Genomic DNA, 24,611 nt, shown 5'->3' with positions numbered 1-24,611 from the left:
CGTTGAACATCAGGGGACCTTGAGCCAACCAACAGCGAAGCGATATCGAACGTTGTGGCTATGTCCGAAAGTCAGACGGTCATGAGGCTTGTCGAGCCTGTCTACATCCGCGATGGCGATGTCGCACTCTACCTACAATCGCAAGAAGAGATAATTCCGACCCGTCGACTCCAGAACGATCACTGACGGGGGAGGCGACAGATGCACCACATTCTTCGTAGCTTGGCGTTCATTCTACCGTTGGGTTCGATGATCACCGGTTGTGCGAGCGGTAATACAGCGACACTACATCGTCCGGAGTATATCACCGGCGACCTGGGAACGTTGACATACCATGCAGTCGATCTGGTGGTAGCCGCAACGCCGGCCATAACGAAAAACACGCCTCTGGTCGTGACGTCTCTTTCCGATATCCAGAACCTGGATCAGAGCTCGGCTCTCGGAAATCTAGTAGCGGACATGATCCGTAGTCGCCTCGTCCAGGACGGGTATTCCACCTCCGAGTTGCGGACGCGTACTACAATCGCCTTACGCAAGGATGGGGGCGAGTTCATGTTGGCTCGTGATTCTGATAAAATCCTACCTCCGAAGTCCGTCGCGGCGGTCCTGACAGGTAGCTTCACCGCAGCGGGAGAAAAGGTTTACATCAGCCTCAAATGTATTTCTGTTTCGGACGGGCATATCTTGGCAGGAGTTGACTATGTAGTGCCACACGCGAACGTCGTTGACCTGTTGTCACCGCGAGGCTCGTGATCGGGCCGTCCGCCTTCGTAAGCAACTTGGGATCGCGCACCGTAGCGGCGACCGACAGCTGAGCGAGATCGGGCGCTCGCATCGGTGCATGCCCCGGACTTCCAGAAGCGACGGAATGACAAGTTCCATACCAAGGTCGGGCCGCTCCCGCAGCCTTCCTTGGCAAAGCCGTCCTCTGATCGTGCCGGGGATCGATGCAAGCACACGTCAGTGGGGCGGCCACGGGAAGGGGCCGAAGCGGCAGCAAACGCAGTCCCCTGCGGCCTCCAGATACCCCAGAGAACATGCCCGAATGCGCCCTTGGCGGAGAGGGTGGGATTCGAACCCACGGTACGCTTGCACGCACAACGGTTTTCGAGACCGCCCCGATCGACCGCTCTGGCACCTCTCCAAGCACGCGGCGGGCGCCTTATAGGGGGCTCCCCGGCCGGACGCAATGCTGTTGACAGGTGAAATTGGCGCCCTATAACCCGACCTCCGCTCCGGTTCCGCCGGGGTGTCGCCATGTCCGCATGGCCCATGACAAGAAGCGACTGAGGCCAAGCCGGGCTCCTCCATCCGGCAGCCTAGAGATCGGAAAGCAGAGAGACAGATGTACGCAGTCATCCGCACTGGCGGAAAGCAGTATCGCGTGGCCCCCGAGACCGTGCTCAAGGTCGAGAAGCTCGATGTCGAGCCGGGCGCCACCGTCACCTTCTCCGAGGTCCTCGCCGTCGGCGGCGAAGCCGGCGCGCAGATCGGCGCCCCTTTCGTGCCCGGCGCCACCGTCACCGCTACGGTCGTCGCCCAGGACCGCCTGGACACCGTCATCATCTTCAAGAAGCGCCGCCGGCAGAACAGCCGCCGCCGCAACGGCCATCGTCAGCCGGTCACCGTGCTGCGCATCGCCAACATCACCACCGCCTGAGGCCTAGAGGCAAGGAGACTGATCCATGGCACATAAGAAGGCAGGCGGCTCGTCCCGTAACGGTCGCGATACCGCCGGGCGCCGCCTCGGCGTCAAGAAGTTCGGCGGCGAGACCGTCATCGCCGGCAACATCATCATCCGCCAGCGCGGCACCAAGGTGAAGCCGGGGCGCAATGTCGGCCTTGGCCGCGACCACACCATCTTCGCCCTGGTCGACGGCCACGTGAAGTTCGAGACCCGTGCCGAAGGCCGTGTGCAGGTGAGCGTGGAGCAGCTGCAGGCCGCTGCCGAGTAGCATCTCCCGCCTCTCCTCCTCACGCGCACCGGATGCAGGGTCGGCCGTCATGGGCCGGCCCTTTGTCGTTGCAGCCCTCCCGTCCCGACCGCCAGAAGTTCTCCAGTCCGCCATGAAATTCCTCGACCAGGCAAAGATCTACGTGAAGTCGGGAGACGGCGGCGACGGCGTGATCGCGTTCCGGCGCGAGAAATACATCGAGTTCGGTGGTCCCGACGGCGGAAATGGTGGCCGCGGCGGCGACATCGTGTTCGAGGCGGTGGCCAACCTCAACACCCTGATCGACTTTCGCTACACCCAGCATTTCCGCGCCCGCAAGGGTGGCAACGGCGCCGGCTCCGACCGCACCGGGGCGGGGGCCCCCACCGTCAGGATCCAGGTCCCGATCGGCACCCAGATCTTCGACGACGAGCGCGAGGTGATGCTCGCCGACCTCGACGCCCCCGGCAAGACGGTGCTGCTGTGCCGCGGCGGCGATGGCGGCTTCGGCAATGCGAGCTTCAAGACCAGCACCAACCGTGCCCCCCGCCGCGCCGACAAGGGCTGGCCGGGCGAGGAGCGCTGGGTCTGGCTGCGCCTGAAGCTGATCGCCGACGCCGGACTGATCGGGCTGCCAAACGCCGGCAAGTCGACTTTCCTGTCTGTCGCCTCCGCCGCGCGGCCGAAGATCGCCGACTACCCGTTCACCACCCTGCATCCGCAGCTCGGCGTGGTACGGCTGTCGATGTCGGAGGAATTCGTGCTCGCCGACATTCCGGGCCTGATCGAGGGCGCGCACGAGGGTGCCGGCCTCGGTGACCGCTTCCTGGGCCATGTCGAGCGCTGCGCCGTGCTGCTGCACCTGATCGACGGCGCCGCCGGCAACGTGGTGCAGGCCTGGCGTACCATTCGCACCGAGCTCTCATCCTACGGTGGCGGGCTCGCCGAGAAGCCCGAGCTGATCGCACTGAACAAGACCGACGCGATGAGCCCGCAGGAGATCTCGCAGCGCAAGCGGGCGCTGGAGAAGGCGACCGGCAATCCGGTCCTGCTGCTTTCGGCGGCGACCCAGGGCGGTGTCGCCGAGGTGCTGCGTGCCCTGCAGGACCGCATCACGGCGGAACGCGCCACCGCGTGACATCCACGCCTCCACCGCAGGACGATCGGCAGGCTCTCGCTCCGAACCTCACCCACGCGCGCCGGGTGGTCATCAAGATCGGCAGCGCGTTGCTGGTCGATCCGGATGCGGCAGCGCTCAGGCAGCCCTGGCTGGAAAGCGTCGCCGCCGATATCGCCGGTCTGCGCGGTCGTGGCACCGAGGTGATCGTGGTGTCCTCGGGCGCCATCGCCCTCGCCCGCCACGCACTGCGCCTGCCTTCGGGGCGCCTGCGCCTCGAGGAAAAGCAGGCGGCGGCGGCGGTCGGGCAGATCCGGCTCGCCCAGGCCTGGAGCACGGTGCTGGCTGCCCACGGCCTGACCGCAGCGCAGCTGCTGCTTACCCCCGACGATACCGAGGATCGCCGGCGCTACCTCAACGCCCGCGCCACGCTGGAGACCCTGGCGACTTTCGCCTGCGTCCCGGTGATCAACGAGAACGACACCGTCGCCACCGCCGAGATCCGCTTCGGCGACAATGACCGGCTCGCCGCCCGGGTCGCCGAGATGACCCAGGCGGACCAGCTGGTGCTGCTGTCGGACATCGACGGCCTCTACACCGCCGACCCGCGCCAGGATCCGGCAGCGGCGCATATCCCACTGGTGCCGGTACTGACGCCGGAGATCGAGGCGATGGGTGGCGCGCCGCCGCCCGGCTACTCGTCCGGCGGCATGCGCACCAAGCTGGTCGCCGCCCGCATCGCCACCGGCGCCGGCTGTGCCATGGCGATCGGGCTCGGCAGCCGCCTGCACCCGCTGCAGGCGCTCATGGGCGGGGCGCGCTGCACCTGGTTCCTGCCGGCGCCGGACGGCCGCTCCGCGCGCAAGCGCTGGATCGCCGGTGGCCTGCAGCCCTGCGGCCGGATCCGCATCGATGCCGGCGCCGCCCGGGCACTACGCGCCGGCAGCTCGCTGCTGCCGGCCGGCATCACCGGGATCGAGGGCGAGTTCGAGCGTGGCGACCTTATCGAGATCCTGGACGGTGGCGGACACGGGCTGGCGCGCGGCCTGTCGGCCTATGGCAGCGGCGATGCACGCCGGATCGCGGGCCACCGGTCAACTGCCATCGAGGCGCTGCTGGGCTGGCGCGGCCGTGACGAGATGATCCATCGCGACGATCTGGTCCTGCTCGACCCCACGGGGCGACGGGACCTAGATCAGCGATAATCGTTGCGCGGCGCTGGCGGTGGCTCGTCACGAGGCGGCCAGCGCAGCCTCGGCTCGCTGCGCTCCGGCGCTGGTGGCGGCATCGGCGGCGTCCGCACCTCAGAGACATCGCGCGGATCGATGCGTATGCCACGCCGGGTCGCTGCCGGCTCCCCATCGGTGAAGGCCGGATCCTCGAAGGCCGCAACCGCTCCCCGCCCGCCGGCGCGCAGCTCCGGGTCGACCGGCTGACGCGCCGCCTGCTGCGCCACCTGGACGTCAGGCAGCCGCATCGACAGCATGCGCAGCTCGGCATGGATGTCGTCGAGCTGCGCCTCGAGCAGGTCAAGCCTGCCCCTGAGCCCGAACACCGCGAACGGCATCATCAGGAAGGCGCAGGCGAACAGCACGAACAGCACGACAAGGACGAGCTGCACCCACCATGGCACCCATTCGGGCAGGACCGGCGGCAGCGTCATCCGGGCTGCGGCCTACATGCCGAGGGCACGGCGGTAGATGTCGAGCAAGGTCTCCTGCTCCTCCACATCCGCCGGCTCCTGCTTGCGGATGCGGATGATCTGGCGGATCACCTTGACGTCGAAGCCCGCCGACTTGGCCTCGGCGAAGATGTCCTTGATATCGCTCGAGAGCGCCTTGCGCTCTTCCTCGAGTCGCTCGACCCGCTCGATGATGCTGCGCAGCCGGTCGGCGGCGATGCCACCGGTGGCCGCCCCGTCATCCGTGGGGCCGTCCGCATCCTGAGCCCGCGTCTTCGGGCGTTCGGCCGTATCCAGCGTCATGTCCTTCGGCCCCATCCATCCGCCCCAATTCCGATCCCGGGGAGGGGCGGCTTACCAAGACCCGCCGGCCAGGGTCAATCGCCATGTCCGGCAGCTGCCGGCTCCCTGGGGGACATTGCAACCGGACGGCGCTTGCTAGACCTGCCGCAAAGCACAATTCTCCCACGAGGCGCGTCCGACCCGGCGCCCAGCGGTTTCCGATGGAGCACTTCCGCCATGCCAAGCGTCACCGGCCCGGTCGACCCCTTCGACTACATCGTCTTCGGCGCCACCGGCGACCTCACCATGCGCAAGCTGCTGCCGGCACTGTACTACCGGTTCCGCGACGGCCAGATGCCTGCCGATGCCCGCATCATCGGCGCCGCGCGGTCCAAGCTTTCCGACGACGATTTCCGCGGCCGCGCCGAGAAGGCGCTGGCCCGCTTCGTCAAGGCGCCGGACCTCGACGAGGCGGTGGCGCGGCGCTTCATCGGCCAGATCTATTTCGCCAGCGTCAACGGCGCCGAGGCCGACAGCACCTGGGAGAACCTGCTGCGGCTGTTCGACGACGGGGTCGCGTCGCGCACCCGGGTGTTCTACCTGGCCACTTCGCCGAGCCTGTATGGCGACATCTGCCGCAACCTCTCTGAGCACGGGCTGGTCACGCCGCAGTCGCGCGTGGTGCTGGAAAAACCGATCGGCACCGATCTCGGCTCCGCGGAGCGCATCAACGACGAGGTCGGACAAGTCTTCGAGGAAAAGAAGATCTTCCGCATCGACCACTATCTCGGCAAGGAGACGGTGCAGAACCTGATCGCGCTGCGCTTCGCAAATCCGGTCTTCGAGCGTCTGTGGTCGTCGGACGCGATCGACCACGTGCAGATCACCGCCGCCGAGACGGTCGGTGTCGAGGGTCGCGGCGACTACTACGACAGCTCCGGCGCGCTGCGCGACATGATCCAGAACCATCTGCTGCAGGTGATGTGCCTGGTCGCGATGGAACCACCCGGCGCGCTCGATGCCGACAGCCTGCGCAACGAGAAGCTCAAGGTGCTGCGCGCGCTCAAGCCGATCGCCCCCGACGACGTCGCGCATGTCGCCATACGCGGCCAGTACGGACGCGGCAAGATCGGCGATACGGTGGTCCCGGGCTACATGGAGGAGCTGGGCGAAGGCCGCCAGAGCCGCACCGAAACCTTCGTGGCGCTGAAAGCCGAGATCCATAACTGGCGCTGGGGCAAGGTGCCGTTCTACCTGCGCTCCGGCAAGCGGCTGCCGAACAAGTCGAGCGAGATCGTGGTGCAGTTCAAGGAGACGCCCTGGTCGATCTTCAAGTCGAAGCTGCAGTCGAACCGCCTGATCATCCGGCTGCAGCCGCAGGAGGGCATCCAGCTTTCCATCATGAGCAAGGATCCGGGCCCGGACGGGATGGTGCTGCGTCCGGCCAACATCGACATCTCGTTCGAGAAGGCATTCTCCACCCGCTATCCGGATGCCTATGAACGCCTGCTGATGGACACCGTGCGCGGCGATCCGGTGCTGTTCATGCGACGCGACGAGGTCGAGGCCGCCTGGACCTGGGTCGAGCCGGTGCTCGACGGCTGGGCCAGGCATCCGGATACGCTGCACTACTACAGCGCCGGCTCCTGGGGACCGGACGCCGCCCGCACCCTGCTCTCGCGTGACGGCCGTTGCTGGCACGAGGACGTGGAGTAGCGGCTTGGCGGACCGCATCCCGACGACACGACAGCCGCGTTCCGGTCCGCGGCCTGCCGCACCCGGCGCCACGGTTCCGCGCACCACGCGCCGGCAGCTTGGCACCCGCATCGCCGCGATCGTGCTGGCCGGCGCGCTGGTCGTGGTTCTGCATTTCACCGGCGTGCTGCCACGACTGCAGAGCCGCTTCTTTCCGGATCCGGTGAACTGGCACAACGACTACAGCACGGTGGAGCATCTGCGCAGCCAGGTGGTGTCCGACGGCCTTACCCACGACCGCAAGGACTGCCTGCTGTTCATCATCAACGGCAACGACGCGCCATCCTCGCAGCGCTTCCAGGTGATGGAGAAGCATAGCGGCACCTGCCCCGGCCAGCGCGGGCAGCTGCCGCTGCTGTTCACGCTGCGCGTCGATCGCGACCATGGCGTGGTGGAGACGGACCAGGGCAGCCCGGGCCGGTTCCACCCGATGCCGGGCGCCTGAACGATCCGGATCCTCAGCGCCAGTGCGCGGGGATCCAGCGGCCTAAGCGCCCCCAGTGGCCGGGGACCCACTGGTGGTAGCCGGCATGCCGGACGACGTAGGCGCCGGGAACCCAGACATAGCCGCGCCCGTCCCAGCGCCAGCCGCCGGCGCGCCAGGCATAGGCCGGCCCAGGGGCGACCGGCACCACCTCGTAGCGCGGCGCCGGTATGGGCGGATAAGGTTGGGCGCTGGCCCGCAGCGGCGCGGCAAGCGTCGCCGCGCCCACGAGGGTTGCCAGGGTGAGGCTGGCGATCGTTCTCATGACTTGTTCCTCAAATAGACTGCAAGCTTGACGATGGCGGTTCAGCGGCAGCGATAAGGGTGCCAGTAGCACCAGCCGCCGCCATGGCCCGGCGCGATGATGCAGCCGGACACCGACATGCCGCACCCTGTCACCAGGATGGCAGCGCAAAGCTGCCTGATCAGACGAGCCCGCATCGAAAGTCTCCGTTCAATGAAAAGAGCCGGTCCATCCCCTGCCCTTGCCGGTTGAACGGAGCGCCGCGCCAGATCCGTCGCGATGCACCCTTAAAGAAACGTAATGATCGAGCTATCAGTGCGTCGCCGGTGCCGGATACCTGGGATGGCGCAGTGGACCGCCGCGCTCGAGGCCACGTGCGAGAGACACACGCTCCTCGACCGGAAGGCTGGCCGCGACCTGCACCGCAGTCGTCTCCAGGCGGCGACGCAGCTCGAGATCGGCGATCCGCGCACGTTCCAGTGCTGCCAGCACGCCGGCCTGGTCGAAGACCGGCTGCACGAACAGGTCCGCCGCCGCCGCCCTGCCGAGCCGCGCCGTCACCACCAGATCGCGGCTGTCCTGCATCACGGTCCGGATGGCGAGGCGGAAACGCGCACGGTCCGGCGCCGGTAGTCCATCGCCGGCGGCACGCAACGCCGGATGCATGGCCGGATGCGCCCGCAGGCCGCCGCTTCGCGACAGCATGAACAGGCCGCCGCCGATGGCGCCGACTGCGAACACGTTGACCAGAAGCGACACCGCCAGCAGCATGCGGAGGCGCGGCATCATGGCGACACCCCCTTGCCGGGTGGTTCGTCCGCATCGACTGGTGCACCGAGCACGCTCACCTCGTAGAGAGGCTCGCCGACCTGCTCCGGCGCCGGTTGCGACAGCATGACGATCGCTGCCCCTGCCGCCAGCCCGCCCGCCAGCACCCCGGCGGCACCGAAGCCGGAGAACCACAGCCGCAGCCGACGAGTGCGCCGCTGCGGCGCGACCTGCATCAGGGTACGGGCGGCAAGCGCCGCCCCGGGACCCGGCACCGACCAGCTTCCCAGCGCCGCGTCCAGCCGCGCGGCCTCGTCCAGGACCAGGCTGGCCTCTGGATGCAGCAGCAGATGCGCCCGGCCGGCGTCGCGCAGGTCCGCAGGCCAGCGTTCGATGGCGCCGCCATGCGCGTCGGCAAGTGCGGCAAAACGATCGGGCGTCATGGTCATCCCCCTGCAAGCAGGTCGCGCAACATGCGCCTGCCCCGCGACAACAGGCTTTCGAGCGCTTCGACGCTGATTTCCAGGACCGCGGCGATCTCGACGTTGGACAGGTCCTGGTAGGTCTGCAGCACGATCGCCTCGCGCTGCCGGGGCGGCAGCCTGGCCAGCGCCTGCCGCACCCGCCGCGCGGTCTCCTCGCTCTGCATCGCCTGGTCGGCGAGCGGGGCGGGATCGGCGCGATCGGGCGGCTCCGCCATCACCACCTCGCGGCGCTTGCGCTGGATGTCGGTGCAGAGATTGAGCGCCACCCGGTGCAGCCAGGTGTCGAACCGCGCCGCGCCCGGCTGCCAGCGGGGCGCCTGCCGCCAGGCGCGCAGCAGCGCCTCCTGGGCGACATCGTCGGCCTCGCCGGCGCCGCCGAGCAGCCGCTGCGCCAGCGCATGCAGACGCGGCAGCTTGCGGTCGATCAGCAGCCGGAACGCCGCCTCGTCGCCCTGCCCCATGCGTGCGACCAGCTCCGCGTCCGGATCCTCGACGAATGCCGCCGCCGCCGACGGCCCGGCCGGCTTGCGGAACCGGATCAACCGGCCGGCCGCACGCCGCGATCCGGCCAGCACCGGCCTCGTCGCCGCCATGAGAAGCCCGGCTTCACCCATCCGCATCCTTCGGACTGACCTGTATGAAGCTTGCACGCGACAGCCGGGCAGATCCGTCGCGACATTCGACGTCGCGGTCGGGGCATGGCCGGTGGTCAGGCGCCGAAGGCTGACAGCCCGGTCTGCGCCCGCCCGAGGATCAGCGCATGGACGTCGTGGGTGCCCTCGTAGGTGTTCACCGCCTCGAGGTTCATCATGTGCCGGATCACGTGGTACTCGTCCGCGATGCCGTTGCCGCCGTGCATGTCGCGAGCCTCGCGGGCGATGGCGAGCGCCTTGCCGCAGCTGTTGCGCTTGCACAGGCTGATCATCTCCGGCGCCGCGCGGTGCTCCTCCATCAGCCGGCCGAGGCGCAGCACCGCCTGCAGCCCGATGGCGATCTCGGTCTGCATGTCGGCGAGCTTCTTCTGGATCAGCTGGGTGGCGGCGAGCGGGCGGCCGAACATCATGCGCTGCATCGTGTAGTCGCGGGCGGCGTGCCAGCAGAACTCGGCGGCCCCCAGCGCGCCCCAGGCGATGCCGTAGCGGGCATTGTTCAGGCACGAGAACGGACCGCGCAGGCCCTGCACGCCGGGCAGCATGTTCTCCGCGGGCACGAAGACGTCGTCCATCATGATCATGCCGGTCTTCGACGCACGCAGGCTGAACTTGCCCTCGATCGCCGGCGCACTGAGACCCTTCATGCCGCGCTCCAGGATGAAGCCGCGTATGGCGCCCTCGTCGTCGCGTGCCCAGACCATGAAGACATCGGCCAGCGGCGAATTGGTGATCCAGGTCTTGCTGCCGCTGACAAGATAGCCGCCGTCCACACTCCTGGCGCGGGTGCGCATGCTGCCCGGATCGGAGCCGGCGTCCGGCTCCGTCAGGCCGAAGCAGCCGACCAGGGCGCCGCTCCGCAGCCCGGGCAGGTACCGCTGCCGCTGCTGCTCGGAGCCGAATGCCCGGATCGGATACATCACCAGCGAGGACTGCACCGAGAAGGCGGAGCGGTAGCCGCTATCCACCCGCTCCACCTCGCGGGCGATCAGTCCATACGCCACGTAGCCGACCCCGGCGCAGCCATACCCATCGAGCGTGGCGCCGAGGAAGCCCATCTCGCCCATCTCGTTCATGATCTCGCGGTCGAAGCTCTCGTGGCGGTTGGCCATCAGCACGCGGGGCATCAGCCGGTCCTGGCAGTAGGCGCGGGCGGCGTCTCGCATGGCGCGCTCGTCCCCGGTCAGCTGGTCGTCGAGCAGCAGCGCGTCTTCCCAGGCAAACCGCCCCATGGGTCGCGCCCGGGGCGCGCCGCCCGGTGGCAGGTCCTGCTGCGGCTCGGCCTCGGCGGCCTCGGCTACGGGAATCGGGGTGCTGACATCCATGCCGGGATCTCCTCGTTCCGGCGCTTCCGAGCCGGCGCCGATCACCAAGGATATCAGCCGGAAGCGCGGCCCGTCATCGCAGCCCGCCAGCACGCCTGCGAGAGATCGCGCCCGGCGTCAGCGCACGCCCTGCGTCGACAGGCTGCCGGCGAACATGCCGCTGCGCCGGAAATCACGCGGCGTCATGCCGTAGTAGCGGCGGAACAGCTTGGTGAAGTAGTTGGCGTCGGCGAAGCCGCAGCGCTGCGCGATGATCTTGATCGGATCCGGCTCGGTCTGCAGCCGTCGCGCCGCCTCCTCCATGCGCACGCGCAACCGGTAGCGCGCCGGCGGCACGCCTTCCACGGCGCTGAACAGCCGGCTGAAATGGTACCGGCTGTAGCCGCTGGCCTCCGCCATCCGCCCGACATCCACCGGAGCGCCGGCAGCCCCGTGCACCAGCGACACCGCGCGCTCGATCGCCGCCGGCCGCTTCGAGCTGGTCCGCACCTCGCCCCACGCCAGCAGCTCGTCGGCAAGATGCATTGCGATCGAATACGCCATCTGCGAGCTGCGTGCCGGCGACGTCACCTCGCCATCCAGCACCGCCCGGCAGTACGCCGCCATCCGGTCGATGCCGGCCGCGCCGAGCCGCACCAGCGGCCCCGCCTCCAGCAGCTGCCGCCACAGCCGCAGCACCTCCGAGCCGTTCAGGCAGATCCAGAAGAACTCCCAGCCATCGCCGGGCGCCAGCCAGTAGCGATGGTCGTGCGGGAACGACAGCAGCATGGTCTGGCCGGGCAGCACCTCGTGCATGCTGCGGCCGTGGCGCAGCCGGCCGCGGCCGGACAGCGTGTGCTGCAGCAGCACGAACGGCGCATCGCCGCGCCTGAGGCCATTCCAGTCATAGGGACGGTGCGGATCGTGGCGGCGCTGGTCGTAGCCGGCGCTGGTGACCATGGCATGCAGCCGGTAGCGCTGCTTCGGAAACGCCAGCGACACCGCGCGGGAGCCGGCGTCCGCAACATCGGTCAGCACGAAAATGCTGGTTTAGGCACAGCTTTCCTCTTTCCCCTGCATCTAGCCCCGCTATGGGTAGCAAGAACTTACCTTTCGCAAAAGGATGGCGTCATGAAGGTCGCGGTGATTGGAGCCGGCAGCGTCGGCTTCACGCGCAAGCTGGTGCGGGACATCCTCAAGGTCGAGGCGCTGCAGGACACCGAGTTCGCGCTGCACGACATCAACGCCGGCAATCTCGACATGGTCGCCCAGATCGTTCGCAAGGATATCGAGGCCAACCGGCTCCCCGCCCGTGTCAGCACCTCGACGGAGCGCCGCGCGGCACTCACCGGCGCGCGCTACGTGATCTGCTGCGTGCGCATCGGCGGTCTTGATGCCTTCCACCACGACATCGAGATCCCGCTGCGCTACGGCGTCGACCAGTGCGTCGGCGACACCATCTGCGCCGGCGGCCTGATGTACGGCATGCGCACGGTGCCGGAGATCCTGGCGTTCTGCCGCGACATCCGCGAGGTCGCCGAGCCGGGGGCCTGGTTCCTCAACTATGCCAACCCGATGGCGATGAACACCTGGGCCGCGATCGAGCATGGCGGCGTCGCCAACACCGTCGGCCTGTGCCACGGCGTGCAGCATGGCTGGCGGCAGATCGCCGAGGTGCTGGGGGCGAAGGATGCTAACGAAGTCGAGTACATCTGCGCCGGCATCAACCACCAGACCTGGTATGTCGACCTGCGCTGGAACGGCCGGCGCATCGGGCGCGACGAACTGCTGGCAGCGTTCGAGCGGCATCCGCAATACAGCCAGGAGGAGAAGGTCCGCATCGACGTGCTGCGCCGCTTCGGCGTCTATTCCACCGAGAGCAACGGCCATCTCAGCGAATACCTGCCCTGGTATCGCAAGCGGCCCGACGAGATCCCGGGCTGGATCGACCTCACCAACTGGATCAACGGCGAGACCGGCGGCTACCTGCGCTACTGCACCGAGCAGCGCAACTGGTTCGAGACAGACTTCCCGCGCTGGCTCGGCGAGGCCGGCGCACCGCTCGCGGACTACACGCGCTCGGACGAACATTGCAGCCACATCATCGAGGCGCTGGAAACCGGCAAGCCTTATCGCGGCCATTTCAACGTCCGCAACCAGGGCCTGATCACCAACCTCGCATCGGACTGCATCGTCGAGACGCCCGGCACCGTCGACCGCTTCGGGCTCAACATGACTGCCGGCATCACCCTGCCGATGGCCTGCGCCGCCACCTGCAGCGTCACGGTGAACGTGCAGCGCATGGCGCTCAAGGCGGCGGTCGAGGGCGATCTCGAGATGCTGCGCCTCGCGATGCTGCACGACCCGCTGGTCGGCGCCGTGTGCAACCCCGAGGAGGTCTGGCAGATGGTCGACGAGCTGCTGGTGGCGCAGGCGCAGTGGCTGCCGCAGTTCGCCGATGCGATCCCCGGGGCGCGGGAGCGCATGGGCCGGGCCCGTCCCTCCGCCAAGGCCTCGACGGGTGCGGCGCGGCTGTCGGTGCGCAGCGTCGAGGAACTGCGCGAGGCCAGGGCGCCACGCGATGCCGCCCACTCGCCTTCGGAACTGGCAGGCTAGATACTGAACAGGCCCGCAAGAGGCCTGGAGGAACAGGACATGTCCGAGAGCAAAGCTCCCAACACGATCACCCGGCGCCAGGCTGGCGCAGCCATGTTGTCCGCTGGCGCAGCCATGTTGTCCGCCGGTGCCCTGGTGGCTGCCGGCGCACCGTCCGCGCGTGCGGCCGATCCCGTCACGCTGAAGTTCTGGGTCGCCTGGGATCCTGCGCTGCCCGACAGCAAGATCGCACAGGCCAAGATCGCGCAGTACGAGGCGGCGCATCCCGGCGTCACCATCGAGCTGCAGAACATGTCGTTCGAGGCGATGCACGACAAGCTGGTGACCGCCATCGCCGGCGGCCAGGGCCCGGACATCAGCTGGGGGCTGGCCGAATGGCTCGGCGAACTCGACCGCATGGGCGCGCTCGCCGACCTCACCGACGCGGTGGATGGCTGGCCGGACAAGGCCGCGATCTATCCGAACGTCTGGACCGGGCTTGCGGTCAACGGCCGCATCAAGGCGGTGCCGCATTACCTCGGGATACGCGCCCTGCTCAGCCATCAGGCGCTGCTTGCCAAGGCGGGCATCACGGCGCCACCGCAGAGCTGGCCGGAGCTGCTGGACCAGGCAGCGACGATCCGTGCGAAGACCGGCAAGTATGCCTTCGCGGTGGCCAACGACACCGTCCGCGCGCCGCAGGAGTTCTTCATGTTGCTGGTGCAGAACGATGCGCCGCTGGCGGAACTGGTGCCGGGGTCCGGTCCAGCCCGCTACCGCAACAACTGGGACCGCGACCCGGCTCAGCTCAGGCGCGGCACCGAGGTGATGGCGCTGTATCGCGACCTGCTCGCCCGCGGCGCGATCGCGCCGAACTCGACCAGCTGGGGATGGGAGGAGGAGGACAACAACTTCGCCCTCGGCCAGTATGCGATGGTGATGGACGGCTCCTGGATGCACCTGCACGAAAGCCAGTATCCGGATAGCATGCGCGACGTGCAGATCACGCCGCCACCCGGCCTGCGCAACCGCCGCACCTATTTCGAGATCAATCCGTTCTATGTCTACAAGGCGTCGGCACACCTGCAGCAGGCCACCGACTTCGCGCATTTCCTGATCACCCGGGACTACCAGGCCGCCGCCCGTCCCGCCGACAGTCCGCGCACCGATGTGGTCGGCACCGGCAAATGGGGCACCTCGTTCAGCAGCCTCGCCGCCAGCGGCGTGCCGTTTCCTCCGGTGGCGCTCGGCCAGATCACCCGCGCCATGCAGGATGCGATCGGTCGCGTGCTGCTGCGACAGGAGGAGCCGCAGGCGGTGGCCGCGCGCTTCGGCAAGGCGGTCAACCACGCACTGCGCCAGTCGGGCGAGCTTGCCGCCGGCTGAGCCGATGCGCCACTCCGCCATCCTGAAGCGGCAGGACCGGATCGCCACGCGCTCCGGCGCCCGCCACGAGCCCGGCCGGCAGGCGCAGCTCCGACGCCTCGCGGTACTCTACACCGCCCCGGTGGTGCTGCTGCTGCTGGTGCTGATCGCCTATCCGCTGCTGCGCGTGGTCTGGGAGTGCGTGCGCTACGTGAACCTGGTGAACCCGACGGTGCGGGGTTTCGCCGGGCTCGACAACTTCCGCACCGTCCTGCAGGACGACGATTTCCTGCCGGCGCTGCGGAACACCATGATCTGGACCGCGCTTTCGGTCGCAGGCGAATACGTCCTCGGGCTGGCATCGGCCCTGGCGCTGGCCCGCAACGTGCCTGGCCGCGGCATCTTCCGGGCGCTGATCATCGTGCCCTGGGTCATCCCGATCGTCGTCGCCGGCCTGACCTGGAGCTGGATGCTGACCCCCGAATACGGCATCCTCAACCACTGGCTGGTGCAGCTCGGCATCATACGCCAGCCGATCGCCTGGCTCGGCCAGCCCTCGACGGCGCTGTTTACCGTCACACTGGTCAATATCTGGCGGTCGTTCCCGTTCTACACCATCAGCCTGCTGGCCGCCCTGCAGGCGGTGCCGCGCGAACTGCACGAGGCCGCCGCTGTCGATGGCGCCGGCACGCTGATGCGGTTCCGCGTCATCACCATGCCGCACATCAGGACCGTCTCGCTGACGCTGATCCTGATCCACGTGATCTGGACGGCGATAAACTTCGACTTCATCTGGGTGATGACCCAGGGCGGACCGCTCGACGCCTCCGAGACGTTGCCGATCATGATCTATCGCTACGCCATGCAGCAGTTCGACGTCGGCGCCGCCTGCGCGCTGGCGAGCATGATGATGGGCTTCATGGCCAGCATCGTATTCGTCCAATATTATGCGGCCCGGGCCAGGAGGCCGGCATGATCGTCGCCGGCCGGGCTGAGCAGCGCCTGCACGACCGGCTCACCTATATCGTGCTCGTAGCCTTGTCGCTGTTCTGCCTGTTCCCGTTCGTCTGGATGCTGGACACGGCGCTCAAGCCGATCGTCGAGGTGCAGAGCCTGAGCCCCTCGCTGCTGATCCGCCATCCGACGCTGGCCAGCTTCCGGCACGTGCTGCTCGAGACCGAGTTCGGGATCTACTTCCGCAACAGCCTGATCGTCGCCGGCACCGCCACGCTGCTCGCCATGATCGTCTCGATCTTCGCCGCCTACGTGCTGAGCCGCTGGCCGCGCATGACGCTGACCCGGGCGGTCGGCGGCGCATTGCTGCTCTCGCAGATGATCCCCGGCGTGCTGCTGCTGATCCCGCTCTACATGCTGATCCGCCAGATGGGCCTGCTGAGTTCCTATCTCGGCCTGGTGCTGGTGTATTGCAGCTTCACCATCCCGCTCTGCAGCTTCATGCTGAAGGGCTTCTTCGACGCCATCCCGCGTGAACTCGAGGACGCCGCCGAGCTCGATGGCTGCAGCCGCACCGGCATAATCCGGCGCATCCTGCTGCCGCTCTCCGCCCCCGGGCTGCTGGCCGCCGCCGCGTTCGCCTTCATCAATGCGTGGAACGAATTCATGTTCGGCTACGTGCTGATCAACGACGACGCGCATCGCACGCTGACCCCCGGCATCATGCTGTTCCGCAGCGCGCACGTCACCGACTGGGGCAGCCTGATGGCCGCCTCGGTGCTGGCGGTGGTGCCGGTCGCCGGCTGCTTCCTCTACCTGCAGCGCTATCTCATCGAGGGTCTGGCCGCGGGTGCGGTAAAGGGCTGAGGACCGCGCACGCCTCGACCCTTGTCCGGGGGCAGGCAACGGGGCAAACATGTCGGCCTCGCGCTGGAGACGACATGGCTGTTCAGACGGATCCCCAGACGGCCGGCCCCGCTCCCTCCGGCCCCGACTTCTCCGGCCCCGACTTCTCCGGCCACGACTCCCATGGCCATCACCCGGAGTCCGGACCGCGCCGGGACTTCCTGACCCTGCTCACCGGGGCGGCGGCGGTGATCGGTGCCGGCGCCTTCGCCTTCCCGTTCCTCGACAGCCTGGCGCCGGTCGGCGGCCCGGATGCGGCCGACGCCACGGTGGATGTCGATCTGAGCAAGATCGCGCCCGGACAGCAGATCGTCGTGGTCTGGCGCGGCAAGCCGGTGTTCGTGGTGCACCGCACGCCGAAGGCGCTGCTCGGCCTGCAGGACACCAACCTCACCGACCGGTTGCGCGACTGGGCGTCGCGCGAACGCCAGCAGCCCGACTACGTGGTCAACTGGCACCGCTCGATCGCGCCGGAATACGGCGTCATGGTCGGCATCTGCACGCATCTCGGCTGCGTACCCGGCTACGTGCCGAACCCGTCCGCCACCGATCCGGTCGCGAACTGGCCGGGCGGCTATGCCTGCCCCTGCCACGGCTCCAAGTTCGACCTCGCCGGCCGGGTGTTCCAGGGTGCACCCGCGCAGTACAACCTGCCGGTGCCGCCGTACTCGATGCCGACCAGGAGCAGCCTGCGCATTGGCCTGAGCCCGGACGATCTCGACTTCGACTTCAGCACCATCCGCCAGCTCTAGCCGGACATCCTCCGATGTCCCCCGCCTACGCCGCAGCGAGGCCCGGGACACCACCATGATCGCCGCCGTCGAAGGCTGGCGGGCCGGGCTGTTCGCGCGACGGCAGTGGCTGCCGAACATCGTCTCCGGCCTGATCGTCGGCGTCGTCGCACTCCCGCTCGGCCTGGCCTTCGCGATCGCCTCCGGGGTGCGGCCGGAACAGGGTCTGTACACCTCCATAATCGGCGGCCTGGTGGTGTCGCTGTTCGGCGGCAGCCGCATCCAGATCGCCGGGCCGACCGGCGCCTTCATCGTCATCCTGGCCGGCGTGGTGGCGCGGCATGGCGCGGACGGGTTGCTGGTGGCCACCGTGATGGCCGGCGTGATGCTGCTGGCGATGGGGCTCGCCCGCTTCGGCGCCGCCATCCGTTTCATCCCCGACCCGGTGATCAGCGGCTTCACCGCCGGCATCGCGGTGATCATCTGGGTCGGCCAGTGGCACGACTTCCTCGGCCTGCCGCGGACCGGCGGCGAGCATTTCCACGAGAAGCTGGTCCAGCTGGTGCGCGCGCTGCCGCAACTGCATCCCGCGACCACCGGCCTCGCGCTCGCCAGCATCGCGCTGGTGCTGCTCGGTCCGCGCATCCCCGGTCTGCGGCGGGTGCCGGGGCCGCTGATCGCCCTGGTGGTGGCGACCACCCTGCAGGCGACGCTGCACCTGCCCGGCGTCGCCACCATCGGCAGTGCGTTCGGCGGCATCCCGCGCGGGCTGCCGCACCTGACCCTGCCGCGGCTCGGCTTCGACCAGGCGCTGTCGCTGCTGCCGTCGGCCTTCACCATCGCCATGCTCGGCGCCATCGAGAGCCTGCTGTCGGCGGTGGTAGCCGATGGCCTGGCCGGCACCCGGCACAACTCCAACCAGGAGCTGATCGGACAGGGTATCGCCAACATCCTGAGCCCGCTCTGCGGCGGCATCGCGGCCACCGGCGCGATCGCCCGCACCGCGACTAACTTCCGCAACGGCGGCACCGGGCCGCTGGCCGGTATCGTGCACGCCCTCACCCTGGTCGCGGTATTGCTGGTGGCGGCGCCGCTGGCCGGCATGATCCCGCTCTGCGCACTGGCCGCGATCCTGTTCGTGGTGGCCTGGAACATGAGCGGGGCGGCGCACTGCCTGCGCATGGTGCGCACCGCGCCGGTGGCGGACGTGGTGATCCTGCTGATCACCTTCGCGCTTACGGTACTGACCGATCTGGTGATCGCAGTGAATATCGGCGTGATCCTGGCGATGCTGCAGTTCCTGCGCCGCATGGCGTCCAGCGTCGAGGTGGTGGCGCAGGACGCGACGGCGCTGTCCGTATCCCTGCCGGCCGGCGTGGTCGTCTATAGTATAGAAGGCCCGTTGTTCTTCGGCGCGGTGTATACGCTGGAGCGCGCCCTCGGCCACACCGGCACCGACCCGCGCTGCCTGATCGTGCGGCTGGGGCATGTGCCGTTCATGGACATCACCGGCATCCAGGCGCTGCAGGAGGCGACCGCCAACCTGGAGCGCCGCGGCGTGAAGGTGATGTTCTGCGAGGCCAACATGCGTGTGCTGCGCAAGCTGCTGCGCGCCGGCCTGTTCCCGCGCGATGGGCCGCGCCGCTACCGCTCGACGCTGGTGGCGGCCCTGGAACGCGCCGGATGAAGACGGGCCGCATGTAATGGCATGGGTTTTGATTGCTTTTTGCAACAAAAACCCGCACAACGAAGGTGTCTTGCGCCGTGTTTCGCCTGATGCCCGACCTGGTCCGGTTGTGGGCGCTTGTTTCTACTAGGCAACGGTATCGGGCGCGACATGGCAACCTTCAACGAGACCTCCAAGTCGACCTCCGGGATCTATTCCGGCGACTACCTGTTCTCGAACCTCGGGAACTGGTCAGGTGGCGCGCTCCCGACCGGCACCGTGGCGATTACCCTCACCCTCGGCGCGAACACCACCATTGCGGTGGACGATAGCGTGAGTGTCGGCACCCTGACCTATGGCGGTGTGCTCAACGGCAGCACATTCCTGGTCGGCGGTTCGCTCTCCGCAACGACGCTGGGCACGCTCGCTGCTGGCGTCACGACCACCGTCGCCAATGGCGGCAGCCTCGGCTTCTCTGCTGCAACCGTGTTCGGAACCAACAATACGCTCAACGTCAACGGCAACATGACCGTCGCGGCGGGGCTCAGCTTCGGCACGGCGACCAACGCCTCGACGATGACCGTCGGCAACGGCGGCGTCCTGACCGTTGCGGGTTTAAACCTGACCGGTGTCGGCGGCGGCACCACCATCCAGGCTGGCGGCACTCTCAACGTGACCGGCATCCTTGCCGTCGGGGTCAACGCGAATTCCCCCAACCCCGCCCTGGCCGACTCCCTCAGCATCTCAGGCACCGCGAACATCAACATCTTCGAGCTCGTGAACGGCACCGTTGCGATTGCCGGGAAGACCACTATCACGTCGAGCGGAACCAACACCTACGCCGTCAACAAGGGCGGCAGCCTGGAGATCACAAGCTCGATCAGCAGCTTCCTCTCCAATTTTGGGCCAACCATCTTCAACATCAATGGCGGCGCGGTAAAGCTCGATGCTCCCGTGACGTTTGGAAACGTGTCCGGGGCCTCCATAAACTTCGGCTCCAGCGTCACCTACGGAGGTGGATCGTTCTCTCTTGGCAACGCTGTCATCACCGGCACCGGTACTGGCAGCACCTTCGCCTACGGCGTCACCGGCGTCATGGTTGGCGACAGTTTCGAGATCGGCACGCAGAAATACACCTCCGCCGCCTACACCCTCGGCACCCACACTTTGGTTCTCAGCGGCACCGGCCAGACGCTGACTCTGAACAACGTCACCGGCACCGGCCTTACGAGCAGCTCGTTCAACGTGAGCGCCGCAGCGGACGGCGGTACGACCATCAACGTCAGCTGCTTCCTCGCCGGCTCCCAAATCGAGACGACCCGGGGCGAGGTCGCGATAGAGACCCTGCGCGAAGGCGACGAGGTGGTGACGCTTGAGGACGGTCGGCCAGGCGTCTCGAAGATCCGCTGGCTCGGACGCAGCGTCGTCGACGCCGGCGGCGGCAGCAACTCCTTGCTCCCGATCCGCATCCGCGCCCATGCCTTTGCCCCCGGCCAGCCGCGCCGCGACCTGCTGGTCACGCCGGAGCATTGCATCCTGGTCGATGGCGGCCTGATCCCGGCGCGCATGCTGGTGAACGGCGTCAGCATCGTCGAGGAGCAGGGCCTCAAAAGCTATACGGTGCACCATGTCGAGTGCGAGCGGCACGTGATCCTGTTCGCCGAGGGATTGACCACCGAGAGCTATCTGGATACCGGCACCAGCGGCAATTTCGGCATCCAGGACCGCAAGGCAGCCGACTGGACCTCTGACGCCGCCGCACCGCTCACCACCTCGCGGGCCATCGTCGAGCCGATCTGGCGGCGGCTGCTGGAGCGCGCCGGCGCCCGGATGCCGGGGCAGGAGGAAATCGGCTCCAACGATCCCGACCTCCGCCTGCGTCTTCAGGATGGCAGCGTGCTGCGCGCCCGCACCCGGCGCGGCAAGCGGCACTTCTTCGTGCTGCCCGCCGGCGCCGGCGCCACCATGCTGCTGTCGCGCTCGGCGATCCCGGCCGAGATCGAGGGACCGTTCGTCGATGACCGGCGCCGGCTCGGCGTGCAGGTCAGCCGAGTGCTGCTGTGGAACGGGCTCGAGAGTGAGCCGCTGCCGGTTGCGGACGGCAGGCGGCCCGGCTGGCATGCCCCGGATGCCAGCGATGCGGCCTGCTGGACCAACGGCCAGGCCGAGCTCTGCCTGCCGCCGATCGCGTGCAACGTCGTGCTCGAGATCGAGCTCGCCGGCACCGCATGCTATCTCCGGCGACCCGCATGGGCTTCTCTCGCGGCTTGACGCCGGGCCGCCCCGGCCCCAGGTTCCGCCCCGCCAGACGGCCGGACGGTCGCTGCCGCGCCTGAGCTGCCCGCAAGGGTCGCGCCAGGCAAGGTGGAGGAAAGTCCGGGCTCCACGAAGGAACGGTGCCGGTTAACGACCGGCGGGGGCGACCCCAGGGAAAGTGCCACAGAAAACAAACCGCCTGCACGCCCGGGCAACCGGACCCGCCTGCAGGCAAGGGTGAAACGGTGCGGCAAGAGCGCACCGCGCTTCCGGCAACGGCGGCGGCAGGGCAAACCCCACCGGGAGCAAGACCGAATAGGGGCGGCAGGGCGGGTTCGCGACCTTCGGGAAGCGGGCCACGTCCGGAGGTCTTTCGCCTCGCCGCCCGGGTTGGTCGCGCGAGGCACGCAGCGATGCGTGTCCCAGAGGAATGACCGTCTCGTGCCGCAAGGCACGGACAGAACCCGGCTTACAGGCCGTCTGGCACCTTCTTCTATATTCTTACGGCGTCGAATCGACACCAATCCGCCTGCCGCGCCGCCGGTCCGGTGGGCAGCGTGCCGACATCGACGCTCCAAGTCGCCCGGGAGGGAGAACATTACAAGAACAGTCATCTAGTTTTAGAGCGATGCCGCAACTGTTGGACAACCAACCCACTGAACTTGCGCGCCCCCTGTGAAACCGCACAAGTCGTGGAAACAACATGCTTTCTGGTTTGACCACCCATGTTGGCCCATGATATCCCAAGGATGCCCACGATACAGAGCGCTACATGTTTGCCGCGCGGACCGGACATCCGGATCGGCCCCGCGGCAGATCGGGAGCGTAGCGGAAGTGGGCGGCGGTCGCGCTGCATGACGCGCGCGGACCATGAGGGGGGCGTCGCACAGCATGAGCGTGTTCCTCGGGACCCACCAGAACCGCCTCGACGCCAAGGGCCGCGTCTCGGTCCCCGCCGGCTTTCGCACCGCGCTGCGTGAGCGCACGGCACGCGAGCAGGGCGTCGCCGTCGACGAGATGCAGGGCCCTGTGCAGATCGTGCTGCGCCCCTCGCACAAGCATCCCTGCATCGAGGCCTGGCCGCCTGCGGCGTTCGCAGCGCTCGCCAGCCCGCTCGACAAGCTCGACATGTTCTCGGAGGACCATGACGACCTCGCGGCTGCGATTTATGCCGACGCCTATCCCATCGATGCGGACAAGGAGGGGCGAATCATGCTTCCAGAGATCCTGTCCGCGCATGCGGGATTGATCGATTCGGTCGCATTCATGGGGCTGGGCCACATCTTCCAGATCTGGGAACCGAAGGCTGCAGAGCAGCGCCGCACCGAAGCACGCGCAAGGGCGCGCGCCGTTAGCCTTCCGGGCGCGCGCGCCGGGAGCCCGTCATGAACGCGCGCCGTATCCGCGACACGTCCACGACATCCGAGACCGGCGCTGCAGGAACCGCAATCGGCCATGCGCCGGTGATGCTGCCGGAAGTTCTCGACATGCTGTCTCCGCGCGACGGCGGCGTCTATCTCGACGGCACCTTTGGCGGCGGCGGCTATGCGCGCGGCATCCTGGCTTCTGCGCGCTGCACTCTCTGGGCGATCGATCGCGACCCGCAGGCGATCGAGCGCGGCGCCAGCCTGATGCAGGAGCTCACCGGGGGCGACGAGCACGACAGCCGGCTGCATCTCATCGAGGGCAGCTTCGGCAGCATGATGGCGCTGCTCGCCGAGCGTGGCGTGCAGCGGCTCGACGGGGTGGTGCTCGATCTCGGCGTGTCCTCCTTCCAGCTCGACGATCCCGCGCGCGGCTTCTCGTTCCGCGCCGATGGCCCGCTCGACATGCGCATGAGCCGGCACGGCCAGAGCGCCGCCGACCTGGTGCGTACGCTGCCGGAAGCCGAACTTGCCGACACCCTCTACACGCTCGGCGAGGAGCGGCTGTCCCGGCGGGTGGCGCGCGCCATCGTCGCCGCCCGCGCGCAGGCGCCGATCGAGACCACGCTGCAGCTCGCCACCATCATCCGCTCGGTGGTGCCGCCCGATCGCAAGGGTCGCATCGATCCCGCCACCCGGTCGTTCCAGGCGCTGCGTCTGCGCGTCAACGACGAACTCGGCGAAATCGAGCGCGGGCTGGCCCAGGCCGCCGAACTGCTCGCGCCCGGCGGCCGGCTGGTGGTGGTCGCGTTCCATTCCCTCGAGGATCGCATCGTCAAGCGCTTCATGGTCGAGGCGGCCGGACGCCTGCCCTCGCCGTCGCGCCACGATCCGCGCGGCCTCGACGCGAAAATCACCCCGCCGCGCTACCGGCTGCTCTCCAGGGGCGCCGCGCGTCCCGGCGAGGGCGAGGAGAGCACGAACCGGCGCGCCCGCAGTGCCAGGCTACGCGGCCTCGAGCGTCTCGACGGCACTGGACCCACAAGCACTGCGCCCGCAGCACCGACCACGTCCGAAGCTCCGACCCTGTCGGCAGGAAGCCACCCATGATCCGACCCCTTACCTTTTTCTGCGTCGTGCTTGCCGGAACCTCCGGCCTGTACCTGTACACCGAGAAGCACCAGACCACGGTGCTCGACCAGAAGATCTCCAAGGTCGTGCAGGAGACCCAGCAGATACGCGAGCGCACCGCGATGCTGCGCGCCGAGTGGGCGCTGCTGAACCAGCCCGACCGGCTGCAGTCGCTGGCGACGCGCTTCCTGCCGCAGCTGCATCCGCTCGATCCTGGCCAGTTCGTGCAGCTCGCCTCGATCGAGCAGCGCCTGCCGCCGGTTGTGCAGCCGGCAGTACCTGCGCTGGCGCAGCCGACCGAACTTGCGCCGGTGCAGGTCATGGCGCGCGCGATGGCGCCCTCCGAGCCGGTCACCCTGTCCGACACGCCGTCCGCCCCTGAGCTACAGACCGCCCCTGAGCTGCAGACCGCCACGGCCGAGCCCGCCCCGGAGGAGCACGTGCGGCATGAGGGCGCCGCCGTGCAGACGCCGCATCGCATCGCCGCGCCCCGCACCGCGCATGCCCTGATGGTGGCAGCCGCGCAGCATCCGGCACACGCGGTGGCGCGCGCCGCGCCGCGCTCGATGCGGACCGCGTCGATGGTGCAGATGGCATCCTACTCGGCGCCACCGCTGCGCCGCCTGATCCCGATCGCCGGACCGTCGCATCCGGCGCCGCTGCCGATCGCCGCCTGGCGCCCGGCGCAGCGTTTCGCCTCGGTGCAGCGCTACCAGGCGTCCTCCTACCAGGCTGGCGGCTCGTCGCTGGGCTTCTCGCACGCGGCACTGCCGCCGCCGGTGCCGGTGCAGGACGGCAACTAGGCGTGTCGTTGACCCGAGCCCTATGCCGGACGAGACGGTGACGTGAGAGAGAACTCGCCGCGCGACCCAGACGGCCAGGACCCCGGCCGACAGGGTCACGAGACCGTTGTTCGCGTCACCCGGGGCGATCTCGCGC

At 68.4% G+C, this 24,611-nt stretch carries 26 protein-coding genes, 1 tRNA gene and 1 other RNA gene; 18 read left to right on the top strand and 10 right to left on the bottom strand.

Annotation, left to right across the window (positions count from 1 at the left end; translation table 11 throughout):
- Window positions 1-201: 201 nt before the first annotated feature.
- Entirely contained in the window at window positions 202-753 is a 552-nt protein-coding gene (locus tag FE263_RS09190) for a FlgO family outer membrane protein (protein ID WP_138325614.1), read from the top strand.
- 301 nt (window positions 754-1,054) lie between these two features.
- Here FE263_RS09190 and FE263_RS09185 read toward each other — a convergent pair.
- Window positions 1,055-1,144, bottom strand: a tRNA-Ser gene (locus FE263_RS09185).
- A 201-nt stretch (window positions 1,145-1,345) separates the two neighbouring features.
- On the opposite strand from FE263_RS09185, the gene rplU reads away from it, so the two are divergent.
- The 4 genes from rplU to proB all read left to right on the top strand — a co-directional run bounded on the left by rplU (window position 1,346) and on the right by proB (window position 4,256).
- A complete protein-coding gene (rplU, locus tag FE263_RS09180; protein WP_138325613.1) occupies window positions 1,346-1,660 on the top strand; it encodes a 50S ribosomal protein L21 in 315 nt (104 codons plus the stop codon).
- A gap of 25 nt (window positions 1,661-1,685) precedes the next feature.
- Complete coding sequence (gene rpmA / locus FE263_RS09175; protein ID WP_138325612.1) at window positions 1,686-1,955, top strand: 50S ribosomal protein L27; 270 nt, start codon at window positions 1,686-1,688, stop codon at window positions 1,953-1,955.
- A gap of 112 nt (window positions 1,956-2,067) precedes the next feature.
- Complete coding sequence (gene obgE / locus FE263_RS09170) at window positions 2,068-3,072, top strand: GTPase ObgE (protein ID WP_138325611.1); 1,005 nt, start codon at window positions 2,068-2,070, stop codon at window positions 3,070-3,072.
- A complete protein-coding gene (gene proB, locus FE263_RS09165; RefSeq protein WP_138325610.1) occupies window positions 3,069-4,256 on the top strand; it encodes a glutamate 5-kinase in 1,188 nt (395 codons plus the stop codon). Before obgE ends, proB begins: the two co-directional genes overlap by 4 nt.
- Here proB and FE263_RS09160 read toward each other — a convergent pair.
- Complete coding sequence (locus tag FE263_RS09160; RefSeq protein WP_138325609.1) at window positions 4,247-4,714, bottom strand: hypothetical protein; 468 nt, start codon at window positions 4,712-4,714, stop codon at window positions 4,247-4,249. The two genes, proB and FE263_RS09160, sit on opposite strands and share 10 nt — an antisense overlap.
- A 12-nt stretch (window positions 4,715-4,726) precedes the next feature.
- Window positions 4,727-5,035 carry a DUF2312 domain-containing protein gene (locus tag FE263_RS09155; protein ID WP_240759305.1) on the bottom strand — a complete coding sequence of 103 codons (309 nt, stop codon included), beginning with the start codon at window positions 5,033-5,035 and terminating at the stop codon, window positions 4,727-4,729.
- Between the two features lie 216 nt (window positions 5,036-5,251).
- On the opposite strand from FE263_RS09155, the gene zwf reads away from it, so the two are divergent.
- A complete protein-coding gene (zwf, locus tag FE263_RS09150; protein ID WP_138325608.1) occupies window positions 5,252-6,730 on the top strand; it encodes a glucose-6-phosphate dehydrogenase in 1,479 nt (492 codons plus the stop codon).
- Window positions 6,731-6,734: 4 nt separating this feature from the next.
- Complete coding sequence (locus FE263_RS09145; protein ID WP_240759251.1) at window positions 6,735-7,214, top strand: hypothetical protein; 480 nt, start codon at window positions 6,735-6,737, stop codon at window positions 7,212-7,214.
- 13 nt (window positions 7,215-7,227) lie between these two features.
- Here the strand turns inward: FE263_RS09145 and FE263_RS09140 are convergent, their stop codons facing one another.
- From FE263_RS09140 to FE263_RS09115, 7 genes are all read right to left on the bottom strand, one after another.
- The gene (locus tag FE263_RS09140) at window positions 7,228-7,518 is read right to left on the bottom strand and encodes a YXWGXW repeat-containing protein (RefSeq protein WP_138325607.1); all 291 of its coding nucleotides are present in this window, start codon (window positions 7,516-7,518) and stop codon (window positions 7,228-7,230) included.
- 41 nt (window positions 7,519-7,559) lie between these two features.
- Window positions 7,560-7,694 carry a hypothetical protein gene (locus FE263_RS22800; protein WP_276611178.1) on the bottom strand — a complete coding sequence of 45 codons (135 nt, stop codon included), beginning with the start codon at window positions 7,692-7,694 and terminating at the stop codon, window positions 7,560-7,562.
- A 115-nt stretch (window positions 7,695-7,809) separates the two neighbouring features.
- A complete protein-coding gene (locus FE263_RS09135) occupies window positions 7,810-8,286 on the bottom strand; it encodes a periplasmic heavy metal sensor (RefSeq protein WP_138325606.1) in 477 nt (158 codons plus the stop codon).
- Window positions 8,283-8,708, bottom strand: a complete 426-nt coding sequence (locus tag FE263_RS09130) for a hypothetical protein (RefSeq protein WP_138325605.1) — start codon at window positions 8,706-8,708, stop codon at window positions 8,283-8,285. Before FE263_RS09130 ends, FE263_RS09135 begins: the two co-directional genes overlap by 4 nt.
- 2 nt (window positions 8,709-8,710) lie before the next feature.
- Entirely contained in the window at window positions 8,711-9,364 is a 654-nt protein-coding gene (locus tag FE263_RS09125) for an RNA polymerase sigma factor (protein WP_240759249.1), read from the bottom strand.
- 95 nt (window positions 9,365-9,459) lie between these two features.
- Window positions 9,460-10,632, bottom strand: a complete 1,173-nt coding sequence (locus tag FE263_RS09120; protein ID WP_138325743.1) for an acyl-CoA dehydrogenase — start codon at window positions 10,630-10,632, stop codon at window positions 9,460-9,462.
- A gap of 210 nt (window positions 10,633-10,842) precedes the next feature.
- Window positions 10,843-11,742: a helix-turn-helix transcriptional regulator gene (locus FE263_RS09115; protein WP_138325604.1), complete on the bottom strand. Its 900-nt coding sequence runs from the start codon at window positions 11,740-11,742 to the stop codon at window positions 10,843-10,845.
- A 93-nt stretch (window positions 11,743-11,835) separates the two neighbouring features.
- Between FE263_RS09115 and melA the strand changes: the two genes are divergently transcribed.
- From melA to ftsL, 11 genes are all read left to right on the top strand, one after another.
- Window positions 11,836-13,320 (top strand): alpha-glucosidase/alpha-galactosidase, encoded by a 1,485-nt coding sequence (melA, locus tag FE263_RS09110; RefSeq protein ID WP_138325603.1) that lies wholly within the window; start codon window positions 11,836-11,838, stop codon window positions 13,318-13,320.
- A 39-nt stretch (window positions 13,321-13,359) separates the two neighbouring features.
- Window positions 13,360-14,685, top strand: coding sequence for an ABC transporter substrate-binding protein (locus FE263_RS09105; RefSeq protein WP_138325602.1), 1,326 nt, complete (start codon window positions 13,360-13,362; stop codon window positions 14,683-14,685).
- Window positions 14,686-14,689: 4 nt separating this feature from the next.
- A complete protein-coding gene (locus FE263_RS09100; protein ID WP_138325601.1) occupies window positions 14,690-15,640 on the top strand; it encodes a carbohydrate ABC transporter permease in 951 nt (316 codons plus the stop codon).
- Window positions 15,637-16,485 carry a carbohydrate ABC transporter permease gene (locus FE263_RS09095; RefSeq protein WP_138325600.1) on the top strand — a complete coding sequence of 283 codons (849 nt, stop codon included), beginning with the start codon at window positions 15,637-15,639 and terminating at the stop codon, window positions 16,483-16,485. Before FE263_RS09100 ends, FE263_RS09095 begins: the two co-directional genes overlap by 4 nt.
- 74 nt (window positions 16,486-16,559) lie before the next feature.
- Window positions 16,560-17,276 (top strand): ubiquinol-cytochrome c reductase iron-sulfur subunit, encoded by a 717-nt coding sequence (gene petA / locus FE263_RS09090; RefSeq protein ID WP_138325599.1) that lies wholly within the window; start codon window positions 16,560-16,562, stop codon window positions 17,274-17,276.
- Window positions 17,277-17,331: 55 nt separating this feature from the next.
- Window positions 17,332-18,942, top strand: a complete 1,611-nt coding sequence (locus FE263_RS09085; protein WP_138325598.1) for a SulP family inorganic anion transporter — start codon at window positions 17,332-17,334, stop codon at window positions 18,940-18,942.
- 150 nt (window positions 18,943-19,092) lie between these two features.
- Window positions 19,093-21,192 (top strand): Hint domain-containing protein, encoded by a 2,100-nt coding sequence (locus FE263_RS09080; protein ID WP_138325597.1) that lies wholly within the window; start codon window positions 19,093-19,095, stop codon window positions 21,190-21,192.
- A 33-nt stretch (window positions 21,193-21,225) separates the two neighbouring features.
- Window positions 21,226-21,665: RNase P RNA component class A (rnpB, locus tag FE263_RS09075), an RNA gene on the top strand.
- Between the two features lie 403 nt (window positions 21,666-22,068).
- Complete coding sequence (gene mraZ, locus FE263_RS09070) at window positions 22,069-22,566, top strand: division/cell wall cluster transcriptional repressor MraZ (protein ID WP_138325596.1); 498 nt, start codon at window positions 22,069-22,071, stop codon at window positions 22,564-22,566.
- Window positions 22,563-23,651, top strand: coding sequence for a 16S rRNA (cytosine(1402)-N(4))-methyltransferase RsmH (rsmH, locus tag FE263_RS09065; protein WP_138325595.1), 1,089 nt, complete (start codon window positions 22,563-22,565; stop codon window positions 23,649-23,651). Before mraZ ends, rsmH begins: the two co-directional genes overlap by 4 nt.
- Complete coding sequence (gene ftsL / locus FE263_RS09060) at window positions 23,648-24,475, top strand: cell division protein FtsL (RefSeq protein WP_138325594.1); 828 nt, start codon at window positions 23,648-23,650, stop codon at window positions 24,473-24,475. Before rsmH ends, ftsL begins: the two co-directional genes overlap by 4 nt.
- Window positions 24,476-24,611 lie beyond the last annotated feature (136 nt).

It is taken from the genome of Lichenicoccus roseus, assembly GCF_005844085.1.
Classification (GTDB): domain Bacteria; phylum Pseudomonadota; class Alphaproteobacteria; order Acetobacterales; family Acetobacteraceae; genus Lichenicoccus; species Lichenicoccus roseus.
This window is presented reverse-complemented; position numbering and strand designations above follow the sequence as displayed.